Origin of the sequence: Haloterrigena salina JCM 13891, from assembly GCF_000337495.1 — an archaeon.
Taxonomy (GTDB): domain Archaea; phylum Halobacteriota; class Halobacteria; order Halobacteriales; family Natrialbaceae; genus Haloterrigena; species Haloterrigena salina.
Window position 1 is genome coordinate 283,542 of record NZ_AOIS01000037.1, and the last position, 18,557, is coordinate 302,098.

The 18,557-nt window shown below is 61.3% G+C and carries 19 protein-coding genes, 1 tRNA gene and 4 pseudogenes; 10 read left to right on the plus strand and 14 right to left on the minus strand.

The window, feature by feature from the left end:
- Window positions 1-19 precede the first annotated feature (19 nt).
- The 4 genes and pseudogenes from C477_RS12005 to C477_RS12015 all read left to right on the plus strand — a co-directional run bounded on the left by C477_RS12005 (window position 20) and on the right by C477_RS12015 (window position 2,740).
- A pseudogene (locus C477_RS12005) lies at window positions 20-954 on the plus strand (D-2-hydroxyacid dehydrogenase).
- A gap of 340 nt (window positions 955-1,294) precedes the next feature.
- The gene (locus tag C477_RS24125) at window positions 1,295-1,438 is read left to right on the plus strand and encodes a hypothetical protein (protein ID WP_008894762.1); all 144 of its coding nucleotides are present in this window, start codon (window positions 1,295-1,297) and stop codon (window positions 1,436-1,438) included.
- A 100-nt stretch (window positions 1,439-1,538) separates the two neighbouring features.
- Complete coding sequence (locus C477_RS12010) at window positions 1,539-2,213, plus strand: peptide-methionine (S)-S-oxide reductase MsrA (RefSeq protein WP_008894763.1); 675 nt, start codon at window positions 1,539-1,541, stop codon at window positions 2,211-2,213.
- 119 nt (window positions 2,214-2,332) lie between these two features.
- The gene (locus C477_RS12015; RefSeq protein ID WP_008894764.1) at window positions 2,333-2,740 is read left to right on the plus strand and encodes a hypothetical protein; all 408 of its coding nucleotides are present in this window, start codon (window positions 2,333-2,335) and stop codon (window positions 2,738-2,740) included.
- A 93-nt stretch (window positions 2,741-2,833) separates the two neighbouring features.
- On the opposite strand, the pseudogene C477_RS12020 reads toward C477_RS12015, so the two are convergent.
- The 5 genes and pseudogenes from C477_RS12020 to C477_RS12030 all read right to left on the minus strand — a co-directional run.
- Window positions 2,834-3,313, minus strand: a pseudogene (locus C477_RS12020) (MaoC family dehydratase); the annotation flags it as partial.
- A 42-nt stretch (window positions 3,314-3,355) separates the two neighbouring features.
- Window positions 3,356-3,496 carry a hypothetical protein gene (locus tag C477_RS24130; protein WP_008894766.1) on the minus strand — a complete coding sequence of 47 codons (141 nt, stop codon included), beginning with the start codon at window positions 3,494-3,496 and terminating at the stop codon, window positions 3,356-3,358.
- Window positions 3,497-3,642: 146 nt separating this feature from the next.
- Window positions 3,643-3,774 carry a DUF2270 domain-containing protein gene (locus C477_RS24530; protein ID WP_008894767.1) on the minus strand — a complete coding sequence of 44 codons (132 nt, stop codon included), beginning with the start codon at window positions 3,772-3,774 and terminating at the stop codon, window positions 3,643-3,645.
- On the minus strand, window positions 3,771-3,914 hold the full coding sequence (locus tag C477_RS24535) for a hypothetical protein (protein WP_239641872.1): 144 nt from the start codon (window positions 3,912-3,914) through the stop codon (window positions 3,771-3,773). The genes C477_RS24530 and C477_RS24535 overlap by 4 nt, the downstream gene beginning before the upstream one ends.
- 361 nt (window positions 3,915-4,275) lie before the next feature.
- Window positions 4,276-4,941, minus strand: coding sequence for a helix-turn-helix domain-containing protein (locus C477_RS12030; RefSeq protein WP_049914504.1), 666 nt, complete (start codon window positions 4,939-4,941; stop codon window positions 4,276-4,278).
- Window positions 4,942-5,542: 601 nt separating this feature from the next.
- Between C477_RS12030 and C477_RS12035 the strand changes: the two genes are divergently transcribed.
- Window positions 5,543-5,968 carry an EamA family transporter gene (locus C477_RS12035; protein WP_008894769.1) on the plus strand — a complete coding sequence of 142 codons (426 nt, stop codon included), beginning with the start codon at window positions 5,543-5,545 and terminating at the stop codon, window positions 5,966-5,968.
- Window positions 5,969-6,364: 396 nt separating this feature from the next.
- Here C477_RS12035 and C477_RS12040 read toward each other — a convergent pair.
- A pseudogene (locus C477_RS12040) lies at window positions 6,365-6,556 on the minus strand (hypothetical protein); the annotation flags it as partial.
- Window positions 6,557-6,645: 89 nt separating this feature from the next.
- On the opposite strand from C477_RS12040, the gene C477_RS12045 reads away from it, so the two are divergent.
- Entirely contained in the window at window positions 6,646-6,999 is a 354-nt protein-coding gene (locus C477_RS12045) for a thiol-disulfide oxidoreductase DCC family protein (RefSeq protein WP_008894771.1), read from the plus strand.
- A gap of 139 nt (window positions 7,000-7,138) precedes the next feature.
- Here the strand turns inward: C477_RS12045 and C477_RS24545 are convergent.
- From C477_RS24545 to C477_RS12065, 5 genes and pseudogenes are all read right to left on the minus strand, one after another.
- Window positions 7,139-7,545 (minus strand): annotated as a pseudogene (locus tag C477_RS24545) (potassium channel family protein); the annotation flags it as partial.
- 66 nt (window positions 7,546-7,611) lie between these two features.
- Complete coding sequence (locus tag C477_RS12050) at window positions 7,612-8,784, minus strand: inorganic phosphate transporter (RefSeq protein WP_008894773.1); 1,173 nt, start codon at window positions 8,782-8,784, stop codon at window positions 7,612-7,614.
- 53 nt (window positions 8,785-8,837) lie between these two features.
- Window positions 8,838-9,299 (minus strand): YeeE/YedE family protein, encoded by a 462-nt coding sequence (locus tag C477_RS12055; RefSeq protein ID WP_008894774.1) that lies wholly within the window; start codon window positions 9,297-9,299, stop codon window positions 8,838-8,840.
- Window positions 9,296-9,853 carry a YeeE/YedE family protein gene (locus C477_RS12060; protein ID WP_008894775.1) on the minus strand — a complete coding sequence of 186 codons (558 nt, stop codon included), beginning with the start codon at window positions 9,851-9,853 and terminating at the stop codon, window positions 9,296-9,298. The genes C477_RS12055 and C477_RS12060 overlap by 4 nt, the downstream gene beginning before the upstream one ends.
- 6 nt (window positions 9,854-9,859) lie before the next feature.
- Complete coding sequence (locus C477_RS12065) at window positions 9,860-11,101, minus strand: MBL fold metallo-hydrolase (RefSeq protein WP_008894776.1); 1,242 nt, start codon at window positions 11,099-11,101, stop codon at window positions 9,860-9,862.
- Between the two features lie 274 nt (window positions 11,102-11,375).
- Here C477_RS12065 and C477_RS12070 point away from each other — a divergent pair, with 274 nt between their 5' ends.
- The 3 genes from C477_RS12070 to C477_RS22920 all read left to right on the plus strand — a co-directional run bounded on the left by C477_RS12070 (window position 11,376) and on the right by C477_RS22920 (window position 15,421).
- Window positions 11,376-11,621 (plus strand): sulfurtransferase TusA family protein, encoded by a 246-nt coding sequence (locus C477_RS12070; protein WP_008894777.1) that lies wholly within the window; start codon window positions 11,376-11,378, stop codon window positions 11,619-11,621.
- Window positions 11,621-12,217 (plus strand): DsrE/DsrF/DrsH-like family protein, encoded by a 597-nt coding sequence (locus C477_RS12075; protein WP_008894778.1) that lies wholly within the window; start codon window positions 11,621-11,623, stop codon window positions 12,215-12,217. The genes C477_RS12070 and C477_RS12075 overlap by 1 nt, the downstream gene beginning before the upstream one ends.
- Window positions 12,218-13,960: 1,743 nt before the next feature.
- Entirely contained in the window at window positions 13,961-15,421 is a 1,461-nt protein-coding gene (locus C477_RS22920) for a P-loop ATPase, Sll1717 family (protein ID WP_008894780.1), read from the plus strand.
- Window positions 15,422-15,707: 286 nt separating this feature from the next.
- Here C477_RS22920 and C477_RS12085 read toward each other — a convergent pair.
- Both C477_RS12085 and C477_RS12090 read right to left on the minus strand, forming a co-directional pair.
- A tRNA-Val gene (locus tag C477_RS12085) sits at window positions 15,708-15,782 on the minus strand.
- A 40-nt stretch (window positions 15,783-15,822) separates the two neighbouring features.
- Window positions 15,823-16,098 carry a DUF7553 family protein gene (locus C477_RS12090; protein WP_008894781.1) on the minus strand — a complete coding sequence of 92 codons (276 nt, stop codon included), beginning with the start codon at window positions 16,096-16,098 and terminating at the stop codon, window positions 15,823-15,825.
- 127 nt (window positions 16,099-16,225) lie between these two features.
- Between C477_RS12090 and C477_RS12095 the strand changes: the two genes are divergently transcribed.
- On the plus strand, window positions 16,226-18,019 hold the full coding sequence (locus C477_RS12095; protein WP_008894782.1) for an adenine deaminase C-terminal domain-containing protein: 1,794 nt from the start codon (window positions 16,226-16,228) through the stop codon (window positions 18,017-18,019).
- 2 nt (window positions 18,020-18,021) lie between these two features.
- Here C477_RS12095 and C477_RS12100 read toward each other — a convergent pair whose 3' ends face one another.
- Window positions 18,022-18,555, minus strand: a complete 534-nt coding sequence (locus C477_RS12100) for a cob(I)yrinic acid a,c-diamide adenosyltransferase (RefSeq protein WP_008894783.1) — start codon at window positions 18,553-18,555, stop codon at window positions 18,022-18,024.
- Between the last annotated feature and the right edge of the window lie 2 nt (window positions 18,556-18,557).

The window sequence follows — 18,557 nt, forward strand, 5'->3', positions numbered from 1 at the left end:
GGTACGGGGGCCCCAGTCGATGACCGTCGTCGTCCCGCCGAACGTGGTCAGCGGGGGCGGTCCGGAGCTGGTCAGTGAGATTCGCGACCGTCGACCCGAGATCGACCTCGAGCACGCCGACGACGACGAGGTGCTCGAGGCGGTGGCCGACGCCGAAGTCCTCGTGACCAGCCGGCTCCCTGAGGACGTGCTGGACGCGGCCGAGAACCTGCGCTGGGTGCAGGCGCTCAGCGCGGGCACCGACGAGTACGAGTACGACGCCCTCGCCGCCCGGGACGTCGCCCTGACGTCGGTCTCGGGTATCCACGCGAAGCCGATCGGCCAGCAGGTACTGGGGTATCTGCTCCACTTCGAACGGCGGTTCGATCGGGCGATCGCCAAGCAGCGCCGACGCGAGTGGGAGCGCCACGGCGGCCGCGAGCTCGGTGATCGAACGATCGGTATCGTCGGCGTTGGTGCAATCGGCTCACAGGTGGCCGACTACTGCACGACCTTCGACGCTCGCGTCGTCGGGACGAAACGCGATCCGTCCGACGCGCCCGCGGCGCTGGACGCCGTCTACGGACCGGACGATCTCGAGTCCGTCCTCGCGGTCAGCGACTACCTCGTCCTCGCCTGCCCGCTGACCGACGAGACCCGCGGACTGATCGACGCCGACGCGCTGGCGGCGCTTCCCGACGACGCGGTGCTCGTCAACGTCGCCCGCGGCGAGGTCGTCGAGCAGTCGGCGCTCGTCGACGCGCTCGAGGCGGGCGAGCTCGGCGGCGCCGCGCTCGACGTCTTCGAGGAGGAGCCCCTTCCCGACTCGTCGCCGCTGTGGGACCGCGACGACGTGCTCGTGACGCCCCACATGGCGGGCTCGACCCCCACTACTGGGAGCGGTGCGCCGACGTCTTCCTGCGAAACTTCGACCGGTTTCAGGCGGGCGAGCCCCTCGAGAACCGCGTCGTCTGAACGCCTTTTTGGCCGACCCGGGAATCGATGCGGTGTCGTTCACGATGACTCACGTCACACTCGAGTGGCATCTGTATCGAATCGGTTCGATTTCACCAAATATGATTTTTCGTCCCGTAACGCGCCCGCCCGAACCGCGTCTCTCAGCGGCCGAATCGCTATTCGAACTCGATAACATCGCCTCGAGAATCCGCGCGAGTACCGCCGGTCGTTCCGGCGAGACGCGCGACCGCTGGGACTCCCACGAGATATTGACGCTCGTGACTGTTATCGGACGTGACGCCTACAGAACAATGCTGGCCCGTTGATTAATGGTCGTCTCTCCCGAACGAGTGGGTGGATGGGGGTCGTTACGAAAATTAAGCAGTTCGTCGGCGACGAGGGAGAGCTCTACGAGTGCCGGAACTGCGGCGAGAAGTTCAACCACGAGCCCGAGGCGTGTTCGACCTGCGGCTCGACGGAAATCGCTCACTACGAGTTCTGAGCGGGGCCGACGGTGGGCGGGCGGTTAGTCGACCAACGCACGGGCGCACAGCGACGGGTCCGGCGACGAACGCATCCGTCTCGAGCCCCTCGGTCCGAGTATGGCCGATTCGAACGCGAGCCGGACGGCGTCGACGATCCAGTCCCTCGAGCGCGACGCCGGAACGGTGCCGCCGAGCGAGACGGAGACGGCGACGTTCGGCGCGGGCTGTTTCTGGGGTCCTGACGCGCGGTTCGGCGCGCTCGAGGGCGTCGTCCGAACGCGCGTCGGCTACGCCGGCGGCGCGACGCCGGAGCCCAGCTACTACGCGCTCGGCGACCACACCGAGGTCGTCCAGCTCGAGTACGACCCGGACGAACTGTCGTACGAGGACCTGCTCGAGACCTACTGGTCGACCCACGACTGGGCGTCGACGGCGCCGAAACGCCAGTATCGAAGCGTCGTCCTCGCAGGCGACGACGATCAGTACGAGACCGCCCTCGGTCAGCGGACCGCGCTCGAGGACCGGGCCGGACGGTCGGCCGCGATCGACGTCGAACGGCTCGAGTCGTTCACCCGGGCCGAGGAGTACCACCAGAAGTACGAACTTCGCTCGACGCCGATCGTCGGCGACGAACTCGAGGCGCTGTACGGCGACGCGTTCGTCGACTCGACGGTCGTCGCCCGACTGAACGGGTTCGCCGCCGGACACGGCGATCCGGCCCAGCGGGACGAACTGCTGGCGGCGCTCGACCTCCCGCCGACGGTGCGGATGGAGCTCCGACGACGGTTCTGACGGATAGACGATTTCGGCAGCGCGTGCGATCGCGGTCGCGGCAGCTTCTCGTTGCGGCCCGCGGCCTCGAGTCGACCGTTAATCGTCCTTATTTGTATCTCGGGGCCGAACGACCGGCTATGACCGGCGACGACCGATACAAGGTGTTCGGAGTCTACCTCTCGGCGCCAGTGACCGACGCGCTCGAGGAGCATCTCTACGACGAAGCGGGCGTCCTCGACGTCGAGGCCTACTTCGAGGAGACCGCGGATTCGGTCCCCGTCGGCGATCCGGGCGCCGATGCGACCGACGACCTCGTCGCGGGCGTGCTGGACTCCTTTGCCGACCTCTACGACCGGGCGGATTTCGCGGCCGCCGAACGGACCGCTCCCGACGCGTTCGATCTCGTCCACCTCGCGGCCGACCCGACTCGAGTCGCCGACGTTCGCGAGCGGTTTCGGGCCGCCGCCACCATTCAGGACGCCGATCTGCGGACTGTTCAGACGGCGATTCTCGGCGCCCACCTCGAGGCGGGCCCGACTGAATGAGGTACCGTTGGTGGTCGACGGCGTGGTCCCTTCGCTAGCGCTACGTCGGATCTAGGCTCCGGAATACTGCTGTGACTACGCTTCGCGGGCCGGCTACGCGTCGGGGGTTCGGCGCTCGACCATTCCCAGTCCGACCCAGGAGATGACGACCTCGTCGTGCTGGTTGATCCCCTCGAGGCGGCTGTCCACGTAGCCGCGCTTGGGATCGCTCTCGGAGACGCGCTTGTCGACGACCTCCGTCCGAACCGACAGCGTATCGCCGGGCCTGACGGGCTGGTTCCAGCGGAGTTCGTCCACGCCGCGAGCGCCCATGCTGGCCTGGTCCTGGATCGAGCCATCGACGAGCAGCCGCATGCAGATCGACGCGGTGTGCCACCCCGAGGCGACCAGCTCGCCGAACGCGGACTCCTCGGCCGCCTCCTCGTCGGTGTGAAACGGCTGCGGATCGTACCGCTCGGCGAACTCGAGGATTTCCTCCTTCGTAACGGTGTACTCGCCGAACTCTTGTGTCTCGCCAACCTCGATATCCTCGTAGTACTGCATACTGCTGTCAGTGTGGCGTGCGAACAAGAGACTATGGAAAGCGGAATCGCCACCAGGTGCCGAGCGACGGCGTCAGGCCCGCTGTAGCTCGTGAATCGTCACCCAGTGGTCGGGGTGCTCGGCCTCGTGGTCCCTGGCGTCGCGGTTGGCGTCTGGCCAGTCGGTACACTCGCGCTCGAGATCGCAACTGTCACACTGGATCAGGTATGCCATACTATAACATCCCACGAGGCCGATCTTAAGCGTTCGTCCTGAGTGGGAACGGACGGTCCATCGGCTCGATAGATCGGTGGTTGGATGGCGTCGAACGGGCCACTGAACGGGACCTCCTCAATGAACCTCGATGACCAAGAACGCGGTTAACGCCGCACACCTAGGAGGAGGACATAATGGGGGTTGTTCCGACTCGAGAAGGTCCACGTCAGAATCGCGCTCATGATGACGATCGCCCAGTAGGTCGTTTGGTCGAGCCGTTCGCGCCAGACCTTCATCCGGTGAATTTCCCCTCGGTAGAGGTGTGCCAGACTCGAGTTCGGTCCCACTCCTCCTCCAACAATCCGCGGCCGATCTCGCGATACGCCGCGTCGGTCGGATCGTCGTCTTCGGTCAACTCTCGGTCCATCGAAGTCATGATTACAATTGGACTGGACGTACAATATTAGTTCCGCTGGAGCGGATTCAGGCCGACCTTTTCTGACAGTGACATCGATGACCGCCGTGGCGAAATTGAACTAAGTGAGAAATTCTGATGGCATCACTTGCCGGCGCATCCGTCGCCCCTTCGTGATGTCCTTGCCGGTGACGACGCCATTCGCGATCAGCCATATATAATTGATCTACACTGTAAACTATTCTGCTAGTTTCGGTAGATGTCATTCGCGGCGTGCTGAATACGGAGCGCGTTTCGGTCACGACACTCACCCTAGGACGCTGACGAAGACACATCGTGCCCACAGGGTGATATCGTCGCCACTGCACCGAGTAGCCGTTGATCAATCTGGGTTTTCACCGTCATCTACCAGGGAAGAAACGATGAGTCGTTTGGTCCCACGTCGAAGGAGACCACTGGCTGCAGGTTGAGAGATATCCAGATCAGCGGCGACGTCGCTGAGAGTTGCGTTCCGCGGGTCTTCGAAATACCCTGTGTCGAGTGCGACGAGGAGTGCTTCTCGTTGGCTATCGGTCAATCCCGCGTCCGTATTCCCTAAACTAGCGTATTCGTTCACGCGCAGTAACTCGATATCAATGTCGTTCCGTTCCGCATAGTCCCATAGAGGGGCCAGATTCGTCCGGTCGGGCATCCATACTGTTAGAATCCAACCGTTTCCGTCGTTCTTCATATCGAGTATAATACCATTCGCGGTCGAAATAACTGGGGAGATGATCTTCGCTTCGTCTGTGTACTCGAAGCTATAGATCGCCTTCTCGTCTCTGGTTTCGATAACTCGTTCAAACTCGCCAATGGTGTGATCATTTCGCAATCCGTCTTCGAACTGGCGGAAATCAGATGACTGTATTCGATAGAAGAATTTCCCCGATGTAGGGTCAGTTCCTGCCTCTAATACCGATTCGACTTTCGAACTCTGGTCGTGAGTGACTGTCTTCGTGAGCACTATGTCGGGGTGCTCGACTCGGACAACTGCTTTAATATCGGTCACTGTTCTATCGGGTAGGTGTCTTTAATATATGAACATGTATATTTGGCAAATCCCCTAGGAACTATCATAATTGGTTTACTTCATGCAGAGAATGTGTGGAAATTGGTATTGAGTTCCGAATCGACGTCAGTGAAACACTACATACGGAGTCTGCGTTCAGCAGTCGGGCGCTGTTCTATTGGGCAGTGAAACGGAGGCTGCTGGGGACAATAGAAGAGAGCGGTCCGGCGGAGTTGGTGGTACACTACTCAGACCGAGGATAAACGCGCATCGAAATCTCTCGTGGAGTTCTCGGGGCGATAATCGTCCGTTTTGCTCGCTCTCGTCGTCCTCGCTGCATTCACCGAGCAACCTGCGAACGCGGTCAGGAATGCGTGAGATCTCCTAGACCCGATATAAATGGATTATTCGATTAAGAGAGAGACCGATGCGGGCACGGTCGGTATGCAGTATGTATGGCACGGAGATACCATGCCGATGACCGAGGTAGCAACACTGAACCGAAATTCTACCTCCCCGCCGGGGTCACCCCACCGTTCGATACCAGTCGCTTCGAGCGTTTCTGGGTGTCGCTATTCGACTATTCCGTTGAATCACCATGATGGAGTTCCCTGAGATAGATTCGGCTGTGTTCTTCGGTTCGATTACGATGGTCGCTTGGGGAATTTGGGTAGTCTTGGGCAACGCTGCGTCGGAGTCTATCGACCCGAGGACGGCCGCTGCAATCACCTATCTCGTTGCGGGACCCCTTGCACTCGGATACATCCTCGTTTCAGACGCATCGCTCGCCATTACTGCGAGGGGCGGACTGCTCGCTGGCACTGCCGGATTGTTCACCGGAACAGGTCTGATTTCGATGTACATCGGTCTTTCCGGAGGGTCAACGACCGTCATCTCTACTCTCGGTGCGATGTACTTCGTCGTCGCGGCTCTCATCGGAATGGTCATTCTCGGAGACGAAGTTACGATAACGAGATTTGCTGGGATAGCGTTCGCAGTTATTGGGATCATCTTAGTTACCCGATAGGGTAGCCTACGCGATTATTGGGCATGAGATAGCACTCTCAAAAAAGCGAGTCAAGGCGCGTTTAAGACGCGGCTGACAGATGGGAGGAGTTCGACGTTTGTCTGGTCGCGCTCATCGGCACGCTTTCGCGGTCAGCCACAGATTGTACCAAAAGGACTGCGAAGTAGATTCACTAAGCGCACGCGCCGAGTCCTCGTTGTAGGACCCGCTGTCGAGATACGCACCTACCTCAAGATGCTCCACGAAGGGTTCGTCGAACCCGCGGACGGCCCGCTACCCCGCTGGATCTTCGGCCCCTCTGCGAGGCGAGTATTCCGACCGTTTCGGACGAAGCGTTCGACCGCTCTCGACGGGTTGGATACGCGACGGCGACTACTGTACGGGCTCGTCGAATCCGACGCTCGAGAGGTCGTCGAGAGAGACGTCCTCGGTTGCGGTTACCGAGTCCAAATCGATCGCTCGTGGCGCGAGTTCCCGCCGGAACGCCCGAGTCCCGTCGGGCGTCGCGTACGTCGGGACGATGATATCGCGATTGTTGTAGTCGCGCTCGACGAGCCACACGCGCACGTCGTCCGACTCCGATGGCATGAGAGCGCGAACGTGAACCGCGAGGATAGTCATTTGGAGCGTGATTTTAGTGCGTTCGGAACCTCCTCACGCACGACTTCGCCTCGAGTATGTCTCCATCGCCTCCACCGACGCTCGTCTACGACGACGACTGCGGAGTCTGTACGCGCGCGGCGCGGTTCGTCGATCGCCGCGCGGCCATCGACATCGTCGGCTTCTCCGAGCTGACTCCGGAGTTGCGAGACCGGCTCCCCGCAGAGTACGAGCAGTGCGCTCACCTCGTCACCGAGAGGGCCGTCTACTCTTGTGGGGAGGCGATGGAGCGCGCCTACGAACTCACGGGGCTGCCGCCATCGCGTCTGTTACCGCTCTTCCGGGGAATTCCCGGGTACGAGTCCGTTCGCGAGGGCGTTTATCGGATCGTCGCCGAGAACCGACCGCTGATCGGCCGGTTGCTCCCGTAGATCCCTCCTCGAGAGCGGGGATACCGCGTCAGCCGAGATCCCGGGCGTTCGTAGCATCGGGTATGACCGTCGGATTCCGTCCCCGTGTTCTTCGAAGAACGCCGCCGGACGGTCGGTCCCGAACACTTCCGGGGCGGGCGTACTCCCGGTCCCGCGACTCGAGTTCCGAGAGGAACGCCTCGCCGCGAGGGGAGTACTCGCAGATGACGATCTGATCCTCCAGATCCGTCGCCGCCGTCGGTGCCGACGGCGCGAGCGCGTTCTGGAGTCACGGAACCGCGAACACGTCCGCGGCGGTGAGAATGAGCCCGATTCCGGCGAGTTGCATTCCGGTCGCCAGCAGGTTCATCTGCGGCGTCCGCCACGGCGCGTCTTGGCCGTATCCCGTCGTCGTGTACGTCTGAAAGACGATCTCGAGGGACTGATACAGCGGCTGCGGACGGCTTCCACGCGGTCATGCCGTAGTTGTACAGGAGTAAAGAAGACGGTCGATACGACTACCAGTACGAAGTAGTAGACGGTGCGACGGGATTTCCACAGCGACAGACGGCTACTACCCGGTGCCGACGTGTTGAGCGTGTTGGGTGAACGGATACTGCTCGCGAGAGGTCGTCAGTTACCTATGACCAGCATCGATCCGTAGCCGAGTCCGAACGCGAGCGCGAACGATCCGACCCAGGCGACGACGGTGAGTCCCAGCTTGCGAGGACTGACGCCGGCCCCGCCGGCGACCGCGAGACCGCTGCCGACGATGGCGCTCACGATGATCTCGTTGAACGAGACCGGCACCCCCAGCAGGACCGCGGTCTGGGCGATGAGAAACGAGGGGACGAGCGTCGAGATCGATCGGCGCGGCCCCAGCGACGCGTACTCCTGGGAGATCGACTTGATCATCCGCGGTGCGCTCGTCCAGGAGCCGACGAGGATCCCGACGCCGCCGCCGAGCAGCACCGCGATCGGCGACACCGCCGGCAGGTCCTCGAGCAGCGGGAACAGCGGTCCGACGGCCAGCCCGACCTGACTCGCACCAGCCGAGAACGCCACGAGCGCACCGAGCGAGAGCAGGAACCGGCGCAGACCGTCGGCCTGATCGCGACCGACGTCCCAGCGGACGGCCGCCGCGACGAGCGTGCCGAGACCGAGCGAAATCACGGCCGTGGCGGCGGTGCCGTCGACTGGAACCGCGGTGACGCCGGCGGCGGCGAGCGTTCCCCCGACCGACGAGAGGAACGCGAACTCGAGGTTCGCGACGACGGTGCCGACGATTCCGGCGAGAATCGGGATGCTGACGTCTTCCGGAACGTCCGGTCGCGGGAGGACGCTCGCGATCCCGTAGGCGATTCCCCCGCCGACGACCGGCGTGAGCACCCACACCGCGCCGATTTCGGCGTACTTTCCCCAGGCCGGTTCCCCGCCGAGCGCGAAGCCGACGCCGATGACCGACCCCGTCACGGTGAACGCGGTCGCGATCGGGTAGCCGGTGTAGATACCGATCGCCATCAGTCCGGCGCCGATCAGTAAGACCACGATGACGCCGCTGACCGGGAGGCTGACCCCGTCGACGAGGCCCCTCCCGACGGCTTCGGAAACGCTCCCTCCCTGGGTCACCGCACCGGCGAAGCCGAGGATGCCGACGAGAAACGCCGCGCGCATCGTCGGAATCGCGTTGGCGCCGACGGCCGGTGCGAACGGCGTCGCGCCGCTCGAGCCGGCGCCGATCACCCAGGCCATGAACAGGCTCGCGATAGCGGCGGCTGCGAACAGTAGTATCGTTCCCGGATCCATTAGTGTGCGAAAATCCTCCGTCTCAGTTCTCGAGACACGAAATTCGAACGGCGTTAGTCGGCACCCGCCGGGGCGGTCTCGGTCGTGGCACGCTTGCTGCGCCAGACGCCCTGCAGGTACGCACCGGCGAACATGCCGGCGAGCGCCCACAGGATGGTGACGTTGCCGACCCCGAGACTGGCGTAGGCGGCGCCGGGACAGATGCCCGAGAGGCCCCAACCGACGCCGAAGATCGCACCGCCGACAAGGACGTTCCGGTCGAACGGCTTCAGCCGACGTTCGTACCGATCGCCCGTCAGCGGCGCGTTGTCTCGGATCCGGGGCATCACGGCGAAGGCGATCCCGGAGACGATCGCCGCGCCGAACATGACGAACAGCAGTCCGAAGTCCTCGAACTGCAGGAAGTTCAGCACGACCTCCGGACGCGCCATCTGGCTGAACCCGAGCCCGAACCCGAAGATCAGGCCGCCGACGAAGATCAGCGGCATGAACAGCGGGTGGCGGTCCTCGCTCATGGCGACACCCCCATCGCGGCAACGATCTGAGCGGTCCCGATGGCGACGGTCAGGAACGTCGCCACGCCGACGAGCGACGTCTTCGACGCCGAACCGACGCCGCAGACTCCGTGGCCGGACGTACATCCCTTGCCGATCCGGGTGCCGATTCCGACCAGGATGCCACCCAGGAACAGCCGCCACGGCTGGACGGCGGTCGACCAGAGCGTCACGCCGCCGACTTCGTACAGTTCGCCGGTCGTTCCGGCCTCGTAGAGCGAAGTCGTGATCAGCCCGGACTGGATCGTCGCCGCGAACGCCAGTCCGCCCAGGATGATGCCGAGCGTGAACACGACGCGCCAATCCCGGGACGAGACGTACTGCTGGAACCGCGACTGCCCGGAGACGTACGATAGCGTCGACTCGAGGAACGTACTCGCTCCGGCCGGGATGCCGGTCCCGATGTAGATCACGACAGCTCCGAGACCGACGAGTAACCCACCGACGGCGTAGCGGCCGATCCCGTTGGGGAACAGCTCGGCGGTCAGTTGGAGCGAGACTGGATCAGCTACCATTGGGGGTTAGTCACCGGCGAGCGACTCCTGGCTCGCGGCACAGTTGTTCGGGCCGAGCTCGAGTTCGAACGCCTCTTCGTCGTCGGTCTCCTGTTGGCCGAGGTTCGTCGGGATGATATCCTCGTAGTTGGCCGGTCGGGGCGGCATGTCCGAGAGGATCAGCTCGACGAACTCGTCTTCGTCCATCGTCAGCGCGTCCATCTCCGCCTCGAGTTGGCCGATCGGTGCCGTGAAGGTACCGTCCTCGGCGGGCTCGGCTGCGTCGCTGAAGTGAGCGCCGCCGATGAGCGTGTCGTCGGGCAGCGTCAGGACGCGCTCCTGGAGCGACTCGTAGAGCTGGGCCGCGGCCTCGGGTGCGCCGTCGTCGCCCTCCTCTAAGTCGGGCCGGGCGACGCTCTCGACGAACAATCCGTCGCCGGTCGCCAGCAGTTCGCCGTCGATCAGGTACGAGGTCATTCCGGAGGTGTGGCCGGGCGTGTAGACGGTCTCGATCGTCGCGTCGCCGACCTCGAACTCGTCGCCGTCCGCGGCCAGCGTCATCTCGTCGGCGTCCCGTCGAGCTTGCGAGTCGGGGCTCGCGGAACTTCGTTCCGCGGCGTACGTGACGCCGCGGTCGACCGACGCTTCGGGGATGACGCCTTCGGCGCCGACCGCGTCGAGCGAGCGGACGCCCGAGATGTGGTCCGCGTGGATGTGCGTGTCGATCGCGTACTGCAGATCGACCCCTAGATCGTCCGCGTCCTCGAGGTACCGGCTCGTGAACGCGCGCAGCGGATCGATCACGGCCGCCTCGTCGCCGTCGACGAGGAAGTAACCGAGACAGCCGCTCGAGGGACGCTGGTACTGGTAGAGCGTCCCGGCACCGTCGTAGCGCTCGACCTCGACGCGCTCGTAGATGCGCGCCCAGCCGTTCATTCCCTCTTCGAGGTGATTGACGTCGTAGCCGCGCTCTTTCAGCGCTCCGGCGACGTACTCGCTCGAGCCGCCCTTCGCACAGAGGACCGTGATTTCACGGTCGTCGGGAATCTGCACAAGAACGTCGTCGTCGATCTCGTCGTCGAGGAACTCGAAGTACGGAATGTTGATCGACTCGACGTTCTCGCCGTCGATTCGCCACTCCTCGTACTCCGATCCCATGCGGGTGTCGAGGAGCGTGACGTCCTCGCCCGCGTCGATTCGTTCCTTCAGCCCGTCGGGGCTGACCGATTCGACCTCAACGTCCGGCGTTGGAAAGTCCGTGTCGTCCATGTTGTACATCTCTCAGTACCGCCTGCGATCACTTAAGGATTTGCATGGTATTTCCCCTATTGCACAATTCCGATACGCGAGTCGTTCGGAACGACGCCGACCAGATAATCGAACGAGCGGAATGTGGCCGTTTGAACACGTGAGTGCGATCTTCCCATCGCTATCGCGACCGATCCCACGGCACGGATGTTCGCTGATCGTACAATTTCCGATGGGTTTTTATGCCCGTGACCGGTATTGTGTGATAGCTCCAATACAGAGCACATCGATAAACATGAGTTCGGAATACACCGTTACGGAGACGCTCGACGTGAAAGGACAGTCCTGCCCGATGCCCATTGTGAAGACCAAGCAAGCGATCGACGATCTCGAGGCCGGCGATGTCCTCGAAGTGATCGCGACTGACTCGGGCAGCATGAGTGACATTCAGGGGTGGGCCGACGGCACCGACGGCGTCGAGCTCCTCGAACAGGAGGAAGCCGACGACCGCTACACCCACTACGTGAAGAAAACGGAATAATGAGCACGGACAACCAAACGACGTCGGTCGACGAACCGGACGCCGAATCCGAGTTCGACGCCGCCGAACTGCAGGCGCTACGCGAGCGCGTCGAGGAATTAGAAGAGTCACTCGCGGAGGCGGACGCGGGCGACGATCAAAAGAAGATGACCATCGTCGCGACCCAGGGGAGCTTCGACATGGCGTATCCGCCGCTGATCCTCGCGAGCACCGCGGCCGCCTTCGGCTGGGAGGTCGTCGTCTTCCACACGTTCTGGGGGCTCGACATCCTCCACGAGGAGAAGTCGACGAATCTCAAGCTGAGCGCCGTCGGCAATCCCAACATGCCGGTCCCGAACGCCGTCGCCGCGCTCCCCGGCATGGACACGATGGCCACGAAGATGATGCAGAAGAAGATCGACGAAAACGGGACCGCCACCATCGAGGAGTTGATCGATCTCTCGCTCGAGAGCGGCGTCGATCTGCAGGCGTGCCAGATGACGATCGAGCTGATGGACTACGACGAGGACGACTTTTACGACGGCGTCACGACCGGCGTCGGCGCGGCTACCGCGTTGCAACATATGGCCGACTCCGACATCCAGCTCCTGGTCTAGTCCATGAACGAGACGAGACCCGCGCTCTCGAAGCCGGGTCTGTGTATCCTTGGCGATTACAGACCGAGGATACCGGCCCCGTACTGACCGACCACTGCCTGGTGCCAGCATCGACACCTGCTGTGTGCACCGGAGTAAATCATTTAGCCGGATTCCCAGACGGAGACGACCCTCCGTGCAACGACTGAGTGGGTTCTACAATCCTGAAATCCTACTCAAAATCCCGATCCGGCCGGTACAAGGCTTCACTCGCCGGAGAACGTACGGTTACAATCCGTACGTAGTTCGTATGGGTTGGGGCAGATTTGAACCACGGTCGTTCCGCTTCGCTTCACTCCCTGATTCAAATCTGCCCACCGTCACGATTCTGTCGCTCACGAGGTTGTTCGCGACAGAAGTAGTGGGTTGGGGTAGATTTAAACTTCCGAGTCACGGCCTCTCGCTGCCGCTCGCGGCCGTTCCGCCCCGCAACGCACCATCCTTCCACGTTCGCAGCGGAGGTGGAATACCCGACACTCTCTGTTACCGTATCTGGTGATTCGGAACACCACATGAGCCGAACATGACAATTCCCGATGCCGTGCAACGTTACCTGAACGAACGCCGCGACGATGTTTCCAATTCGACCCTGTATAACCACTCGTCACAGTTCAAGCAATTCACTTCCTAGTGTGAGTCGGCAGAGGATCGCCCCGATAAGGTCGCCGCGGTTGACGGGTGGCACATTTCGGACTTCCAGATGGCTCGGCGGGATGACGACGATCTTGCCGAGACGAGTCTGTATAACCAGATGTCGTCACTCCGAATATTCATCAATTGGTGCGAGAGTCGCGACCTCCTCGAAGGCGTCTCCGAGAACATCATCATGCCGAACGTAGAGGATGATACTAGGGGCGAAAAGATAGACCAAGACCGAGGGAAAGGGATATTGAAACGTCTTCGAATATACGAATACGCCTCACTGAAGCACGTACTCTTCTCTGGACCACTGGAATGCGTATCGGAACGGCCCGCTCTATCGACCTCAAAGACTACGATAGCGACGATATGTACGTCCAGACAGTACATCGCCCTGATAAGGGTACGCCGCTCAAGAACGAGTCATCTGCTGAACGGCACGTCAATCTTCACGAATGGGTTTGCGTTGTGATTAACGACTTCGTCAATGGTCGTCGTAAGGACGTAACCGACTCTGAAGGCCGCCGACCACTGTTGACGACAGAAAGTGGTCGTGCCCACCGGAATACACTTCGAAAGAAGGTTCGGGCCATGTCTCGCCCCTGTGAATACGAAAACAGCTGTCCCATGGTCGGAATATAGAGGAATGCGAAGCTACCGAATACAATAAGGCGTCAGGTTGTCTTAGCTCCATCTCACCTCACCCTCTTCGACGGAGTGCTATCACGAACTTCCTGAACGACGGTCACTCTAAAGAGCTTCTAAGCGACCGAATGGACGTCTCAGTTGACGTACTGGAAAAACACTATGATGCTCGCAGTGAGGTAGAGAAGCGAGAGCTCCGTCGGGAGATGTTCGAGATGGATTAGTCTCCATTAACAGGAACACCCACTTACGGCGAAGATAACTTCACTTTTCTCCTTATTATAAAACAATCATTATCTGATGTATCTTCTCTCGCATCTCTTCGGCTACTTCTCCACTGTAATTCCATGAGCCTTTTCCACAGTCGTATTTTGATGGATTGTCAGGAAGTTTATTACCCCGGTACCACTACCGAGACCCATGGTAACAAAGGATGATTTACTAACAGAACTTGATTTCGGGAGTGTAAATGCCGAATCTGAGGAAGAGTTAGCAAAGAGGTTTGTCAGAACCCATAGCTTCAATGACATATCTGATGGTAAGAAACTGATTATCCTGGGGCCAAAGGGGTCCGGTAAAAGTGCTATATTTAGGCTTTTTACCGATTATACCGATGAAACACGAAGAATATTGGGCGATGGTTTTCCAGAAAACACCCACATTATCAAAGCAACTGGTGGTAATGATGTGAGGAGTATAGACACTCGGAGTCTAAAAGAGATGATGAAGCAGGATGATTTTTCATATGAGCGGTTCTGGAGAATATATATTGGACTCAAAACTGCTTCAAGACTTGGCGAAGAGGGATACGATTCAGAGGGTGAATTGGGAGATGTACTACGAGCATTTGATGAGCAGCCTGACTGGCGAATAATTCCGGCTCTCAAGACCGTTTGGGAAAAGGTTGTAGGCGATCCACCATCACAGGGCAAAGTATCGTATCGTAACTTTTCAATCGAATTTAGTAACGATAGATCTCTGGATATCAGCCGATTATTAGAGGATGAGCAGAGGATCTTGGAAGAAAAGGGCGAATCTGTCTGGTTGATGTTGGACCGGATAGATGAGTTAAGAAGCAAAAATCTTGATGAAAGAAAAGAACTTCTGGAAGCGCTATTTAGGGTTCAACTCAATTTTATGGGTAGATTTGAAAATATTCGACTTAAAATACTTCTTAGAACAGATATCTGGAGCGATTTGAACTTCACAAATAAGAGCCATATCTGGGATAAAAGGATAGAACTTGAGTGGAATGATACACAATTGTTGAGACTCATCAATAAGCGTATGCTTCAATCTGATTTAATAAGAAAAGGTATTGAAGAGTCCTTATCAACAAGTATTGATCTATCCGACGTGGAACAGTTCGATAAAGAAACGCAGGAAGAGCTGTTTTATTCCGTATTTGAAGACCAAGTGTATAGCGGACCAAGAGAGGCAGATCTGTTTGATTGGATGACTAAGCGAATACGTGATGGGCATGGAGGGAAATACCCAAGAGAACTAATTTCCTTCTGCAATGAAGCAAGGAAGATACAATTACGGAAAGAAAGTGATTCTGAAGATCGATTGATTGCTGGTCTCTCAGTACGTGATGCTTACGAAAAGGTCTCACAACAGCGTAGAGAGACATATCTGACCGAGTTTCCGGAACTGGATGAACATTTTGACCGATTTGATGGGAAAACCCAGGCTGAATTCACCCATGATGATTTGGTTCTTATGTTTGAGGATTTAGAACCAAAACCTGCAGACGCAATAAAGCGGATGGTTGATATTGGCTTTTTTGAAGAAAAACGAGGGGAAGACGAGCAGAGAATATACGAAATCCCTCGCCTCTATCGAGATGGAATCGGACTCGTACTCAAGGGTCGCCCATAGAGAATATCATAGGCACCTTATGGACGGCTCGCTCTCGCCGAAGCGTGCTTGGGCTTATTGAGAACGTCATTCAATGAACACGACTATGGCCCGTGGAGAAGAGTGGCAATCCCCCGACCTTATCACTGCTTCACACCAAGTTTTATTTTGATTGATGACTACCTCATCAAGAATCACCAGACGGTAGAGGGACTGTGGAAGCCCCATGTTCAATTCATTTGGACCGCAACCCCTAATCGCAGGACGGGGCGGGGGCTACCTACTTACTGTAGCGAAAGAGACGGTATGGGTTGGGGCAGATTTGAACTGCCGACTTCCTCCGTGTGAAGGAGGTATCATAACCGGACTAGATCACCAACCCGCAGAGGGTTGTATCGGCGGGTCCAACTTAAGACTTCCTTTCACCGTCCGTCGGCGGGCTCGTCCGCTTCGGGCCTCGAGAGCGTCCCTCGAGCGCTGCCGACCGCGTCGCGGGCCTGTCCCTCGGCCCGCCGCTCGAGGGCGAGCAACTCGTCGCGGACCGCCTCGAGGCGGGACGGGTCCGGCTCCGGTTCGTCTCGGCCGACGGCCGCGCGAAGCCGCGTCGCGTACGGTGTGATCGTTTCGGTGAGTCCGAGTTTGGCGTGTTCGGCCGCGCGAGCGAGGTAGTACCGGCTGTCGTCGAAGTGCTTGTTCATGCGAATCGCTACCGCAGAGAGGCCGGCGGTTAATATAGTCCTTTCGCAGGGGACAGAACCCGCACAGGCCGCTCGAGTCCCTGCCGCGATCGGTTAGCATACGGCTCTAGGCGCCCAGTAGCACTGCATGAACGAGTTACAGCCGATCGCCCTCGAGCGCGAGGGGGCGACCGCCGAGCTGGTCGTCGCGAACGGGCGGGTGTACGTCTCGAACCGGCGGGAGTTTCTCGAGCGGGACGTCGCCGTCGTCGGCGACCGAATCGCCGCGCTACTGACGGACGCCGAGTCCGTCATCGGGCCCGACACGACGGTCGTCGACGCGTCCGACCGGGTCGTCCTCCCGGGGTTGATCGACGCCCACACCCACGCGGACATCCAGGTGACGCCCGAGCGCGCCGCGCCGGCGATGCTCGCCGGGGGAACTACGTCGATCGTCACCGAGACCTCCGGACTCGGACTGCTCTTCGGCAGCCGCGGCGTCGAGCTCACCCTCGAGCGGACCGCCGACCTGCCGGTGACGGCCTACCTCACCCTGCCGCCCCAGTGGTTCGTCGACACCTTCGAGCCCGAACGGGGCGACGACGCGGAACTCGAGGCGTTCGTCGATCTGCTCGTGCGCGAGCGCGTGGTCGGCGTCGGGGAGATCGACTGGATCCACGTCGTCGACCGCGAGTCGCCGGTCGAACGGCTCTACGACCGCGCTCGCGACGCGGACGCGACGATCGTGGGCCACGGCGCGGGCTGTCGCGGTGACTCGCTGCGCGCGTTCGCGACCGTCGTGGACAACGATCACGAGGCGATCGACGCCGACGGGATCCGCGAGCGGGCCGAACACGGGATCCACGTCGTCGGCCGCTGCGGCTCGAACCGCGACGATATCGACGCGCTCGCCGCGGCCGCTCCCGACCTCGACCGCGGCAGCGTCTCGCTGTCGACCGACGGCGTCTGGCCGGCAGACCTCGTCGACGGGGTCGGGATGGCCGACGTGGTCCGGCGCGCGATCGAGGCCGACGTCCCCGAACGGGACGCGATCGACGCCGCGACGCGCAACCCCGCCGCCCACTTCGGCCTCGAGGGCCGGGGCGTCGTCGCGCCCGGCGCGTTCGCGGACCTACTCGTCGTCGACGGCCTCGAGTCGATGGCCGTCCAGACCGTGGTCGCCGACGGCGAGGTCGTCGTGGCCGACGGCACGCCTAACATCGAACCGCGGACCGACCCCTATCCCGACTCGGTTACCGACACCGTTTCGGTCGACTGCGACGCGGATCGCTTCACCGCGCCGCTCGAGGCCGCGCCGGACGGCGTCGTTCGCGCGATGGAAGTCGGTCAGGGGCTCGTCACGACCGAGACGACCGTCGAACCCGCCGTGCACGAGGCCGTAGCCGACGAGCGCGGCGACGGAACCGCGGCGACCGACGCCCGACTCGGTCCCGATCCGGACGCCGACGTCCTCACGGCGACGCTGATCGACCGCGACCCGGCGACCGACGATCGCGCCTTCACTGGCTTTCTCGCCGGCTACGGCCTCGAGACGGGCGCCGTCGCGACGACCGCGGTCTGGGAGACGCCTGGCTTGGCGACCGTCGCCGCGGACACCGCCGACGCCGTCGTCGCCGCCGAGCGCGTCGCGGAGCTGGGCGGCGGATTCGCCGTCGCTCGAGACGGGGCGATCGTCGCGGACCTCCCGACGCCGGTCGGAGCGACGGCGGCCGACGCGCCGGTCGAAGAGGTCGCGGCCGGCGTCGAGGCGCTCGAGGCGACGCTCCGCGAGAGCGGCGTCGGCGTCGCGGACCCGCTGCTCACCGTCCAGACGCTGATCTTCGTCGGCGTGCCCACGCTGAAGCTCACCGCGTCGGGCTACGCCGACGTCCTCGGGCGGTCGCGAGTCGGCCTCGAGCCGACGGCCGATCCGGAGTCGTAGAATCAGTACTGGGGCGACTCTTCCGGTTCGCCGTCGCGGGCGTTGACGACGCGACCGAAGGTGAACAGGCCGTCCGAGAGCCGGTTCAAGTACTGGACGGCCTGCTCGTTGATCTCCTCCTCCGCGGCCAGCGCGACCGCCCGGCGCTCGGCGCGCCGGCAGACGGTTCTGGCGTGGTGGAGTTGCGCGCCGCGCTCGCTGCCGGTCGGCAGGATGAACGACCGCAGGGGCTCGAGTTCCTCGTCGTACTCGTCGATCCAGTCCTCGACGGTCTCGATGTGGTCGGCGCGGATCGCGGGGTCGTCCTCGTCGGGATCGGGGTTCGCGAAGTCGGCCTGGGCGACGTGGAGGTGGTTCTGGATCTCCCGAAGCCGCTCGTCGACGTCGTCGTGGCCGGTCGGGCGGATCGTCCCGACGAGGGCGTTGAGCTCGTCGACGGTGCCGTAGGCTTCGATGCGCGGACTGGCCTTCGAGACGCGGCTCATGTCCCGGAGATCCGTCTGCCCGTCGTCGCCGCGGCCTGTGTAGATCGACATGT

Bases quoted from the DNA above. Each gene is read 5' to 3' on its own strand.
- C477_RS24125 (WP_008894762.1), top strand. From the start codon at position 1,295: ATGGGGGTCGTTACGAAAATTAAGCAGTTCGTCGGCGACGAGGGAGAG.
- C477_RS12010 (WP_008894763.1), top strand. From the start codon at position 1,539: ATGGCCGATTCGAACGCGAGCCGGACGGCGTCGACGATCCAGTCCCTC.
- C477_RS12015 (WP_008894764.1), top strand. From the start codon at position 2,333: ATGACCGGCGACGACCGATACAAGGTGTTCGGAGTCTACCTCTCGGCG.
- C477_RS24130 (WP_008894766.1), bottom strand. From the start codon at position 3,496: ATGGCATACCTGATCCAGTGTGACAGTTGCGATCTCGAGCGCGAGTGT.
- C477_RS24530 (WP_008894767.1), bottom strand. From the start codon at position 3,774: ATGAAGGTCTGGCGCGAACGGCTCGACCAAACGACCTACTGGGCGATC.
- C477_RS24535 (WP_239641872.1), bottom strand. From the start codon at position 3,914: ATGACTTCGATGGACCGAGAGTTGACCGAAGACGACGATCCGACCGAC.
- C477_RS12035 (WP_008894769.1), top strand. From the start codon at position 5,543: ATGGAGTTCCCTGAGATAGATTCGGCTGTGTTCTTCGGTTCGATTACG.
- C477_RS12045 (WP_008894771.1), top strand. From the start codon at position 6,646: ATGTCTCCATCGCCTCCACCGACGCTCGTCTACGACGACGACTGCGGA.
- C477_RS12050 (WP_008894773.1), bottom strand. From the start codon at position 8,784: ATGGATCCGGGAACGATACTACTGTTCGCAGCCGCCGCTATCGCGAGC.
- C477_RS12055 (WP_008894774.1), bottom strand. From the start codon at position 9,299: ATGAGCGAGGACCGCCACCCGCTGTTCATGCCGCTGATCTTCGTCGGC.
- C477_RS12060 (WP_008894775.1), bottom strand. From the start codon at position 9,853: ATGGTAGCTGATCCAGTCTCGCTCCAACTGACCGCCGAGCTGTTCCCC.
- C477_RS12065 (WP_008894776.1), bottom strand. From the start codon at position 11,101: ATGGACGACACGGACTTTCCAACGCCGGACGTTGAGGTCGAATCGGTC.
- C477_RS12070 (WP_008894777.1), top strand. From the start codon at position 11,376: ATGAGTTCGGAATACACCGTTACGGAGACGCTCGACGTGAAAGGACAG.
- C477_RS12075 (WP_008894778.1), top strand. From the start codon at position 11,621: ATGAGCACGGACAACCAAACGACGTCGGTCGACGAACCGGACGCCGAA.
- C477_RS22920 (WP_008894780.1), top strand. From the start codon at position 13,961: ATGGTAACAAAGGATGATTTACTAACAGAACTTGATTTCGGGAGTGTA.
- C477_RS12090 (WP_008894781.1), bottom strand. From the start codon at position 16,098: ATGAACAAGCACTTCGACGACAGCCGGTACTACCTCGCTCGCGCGGCC.
- C477_RS12095 (WP_008894782.1), top strand. From the start codon at position 16,226: ATGAACGAGTTACAGCCGATCGCCCTCGAGCGCGAGGGGGCGACCGCC.
- C477_RS12100 (WP_008894783.1), bottom strand. From the start codon at position 18,555: ATGTCGATCTACACAGGCCGCGGCGACGACGGGCAGACGGATCTCCGG.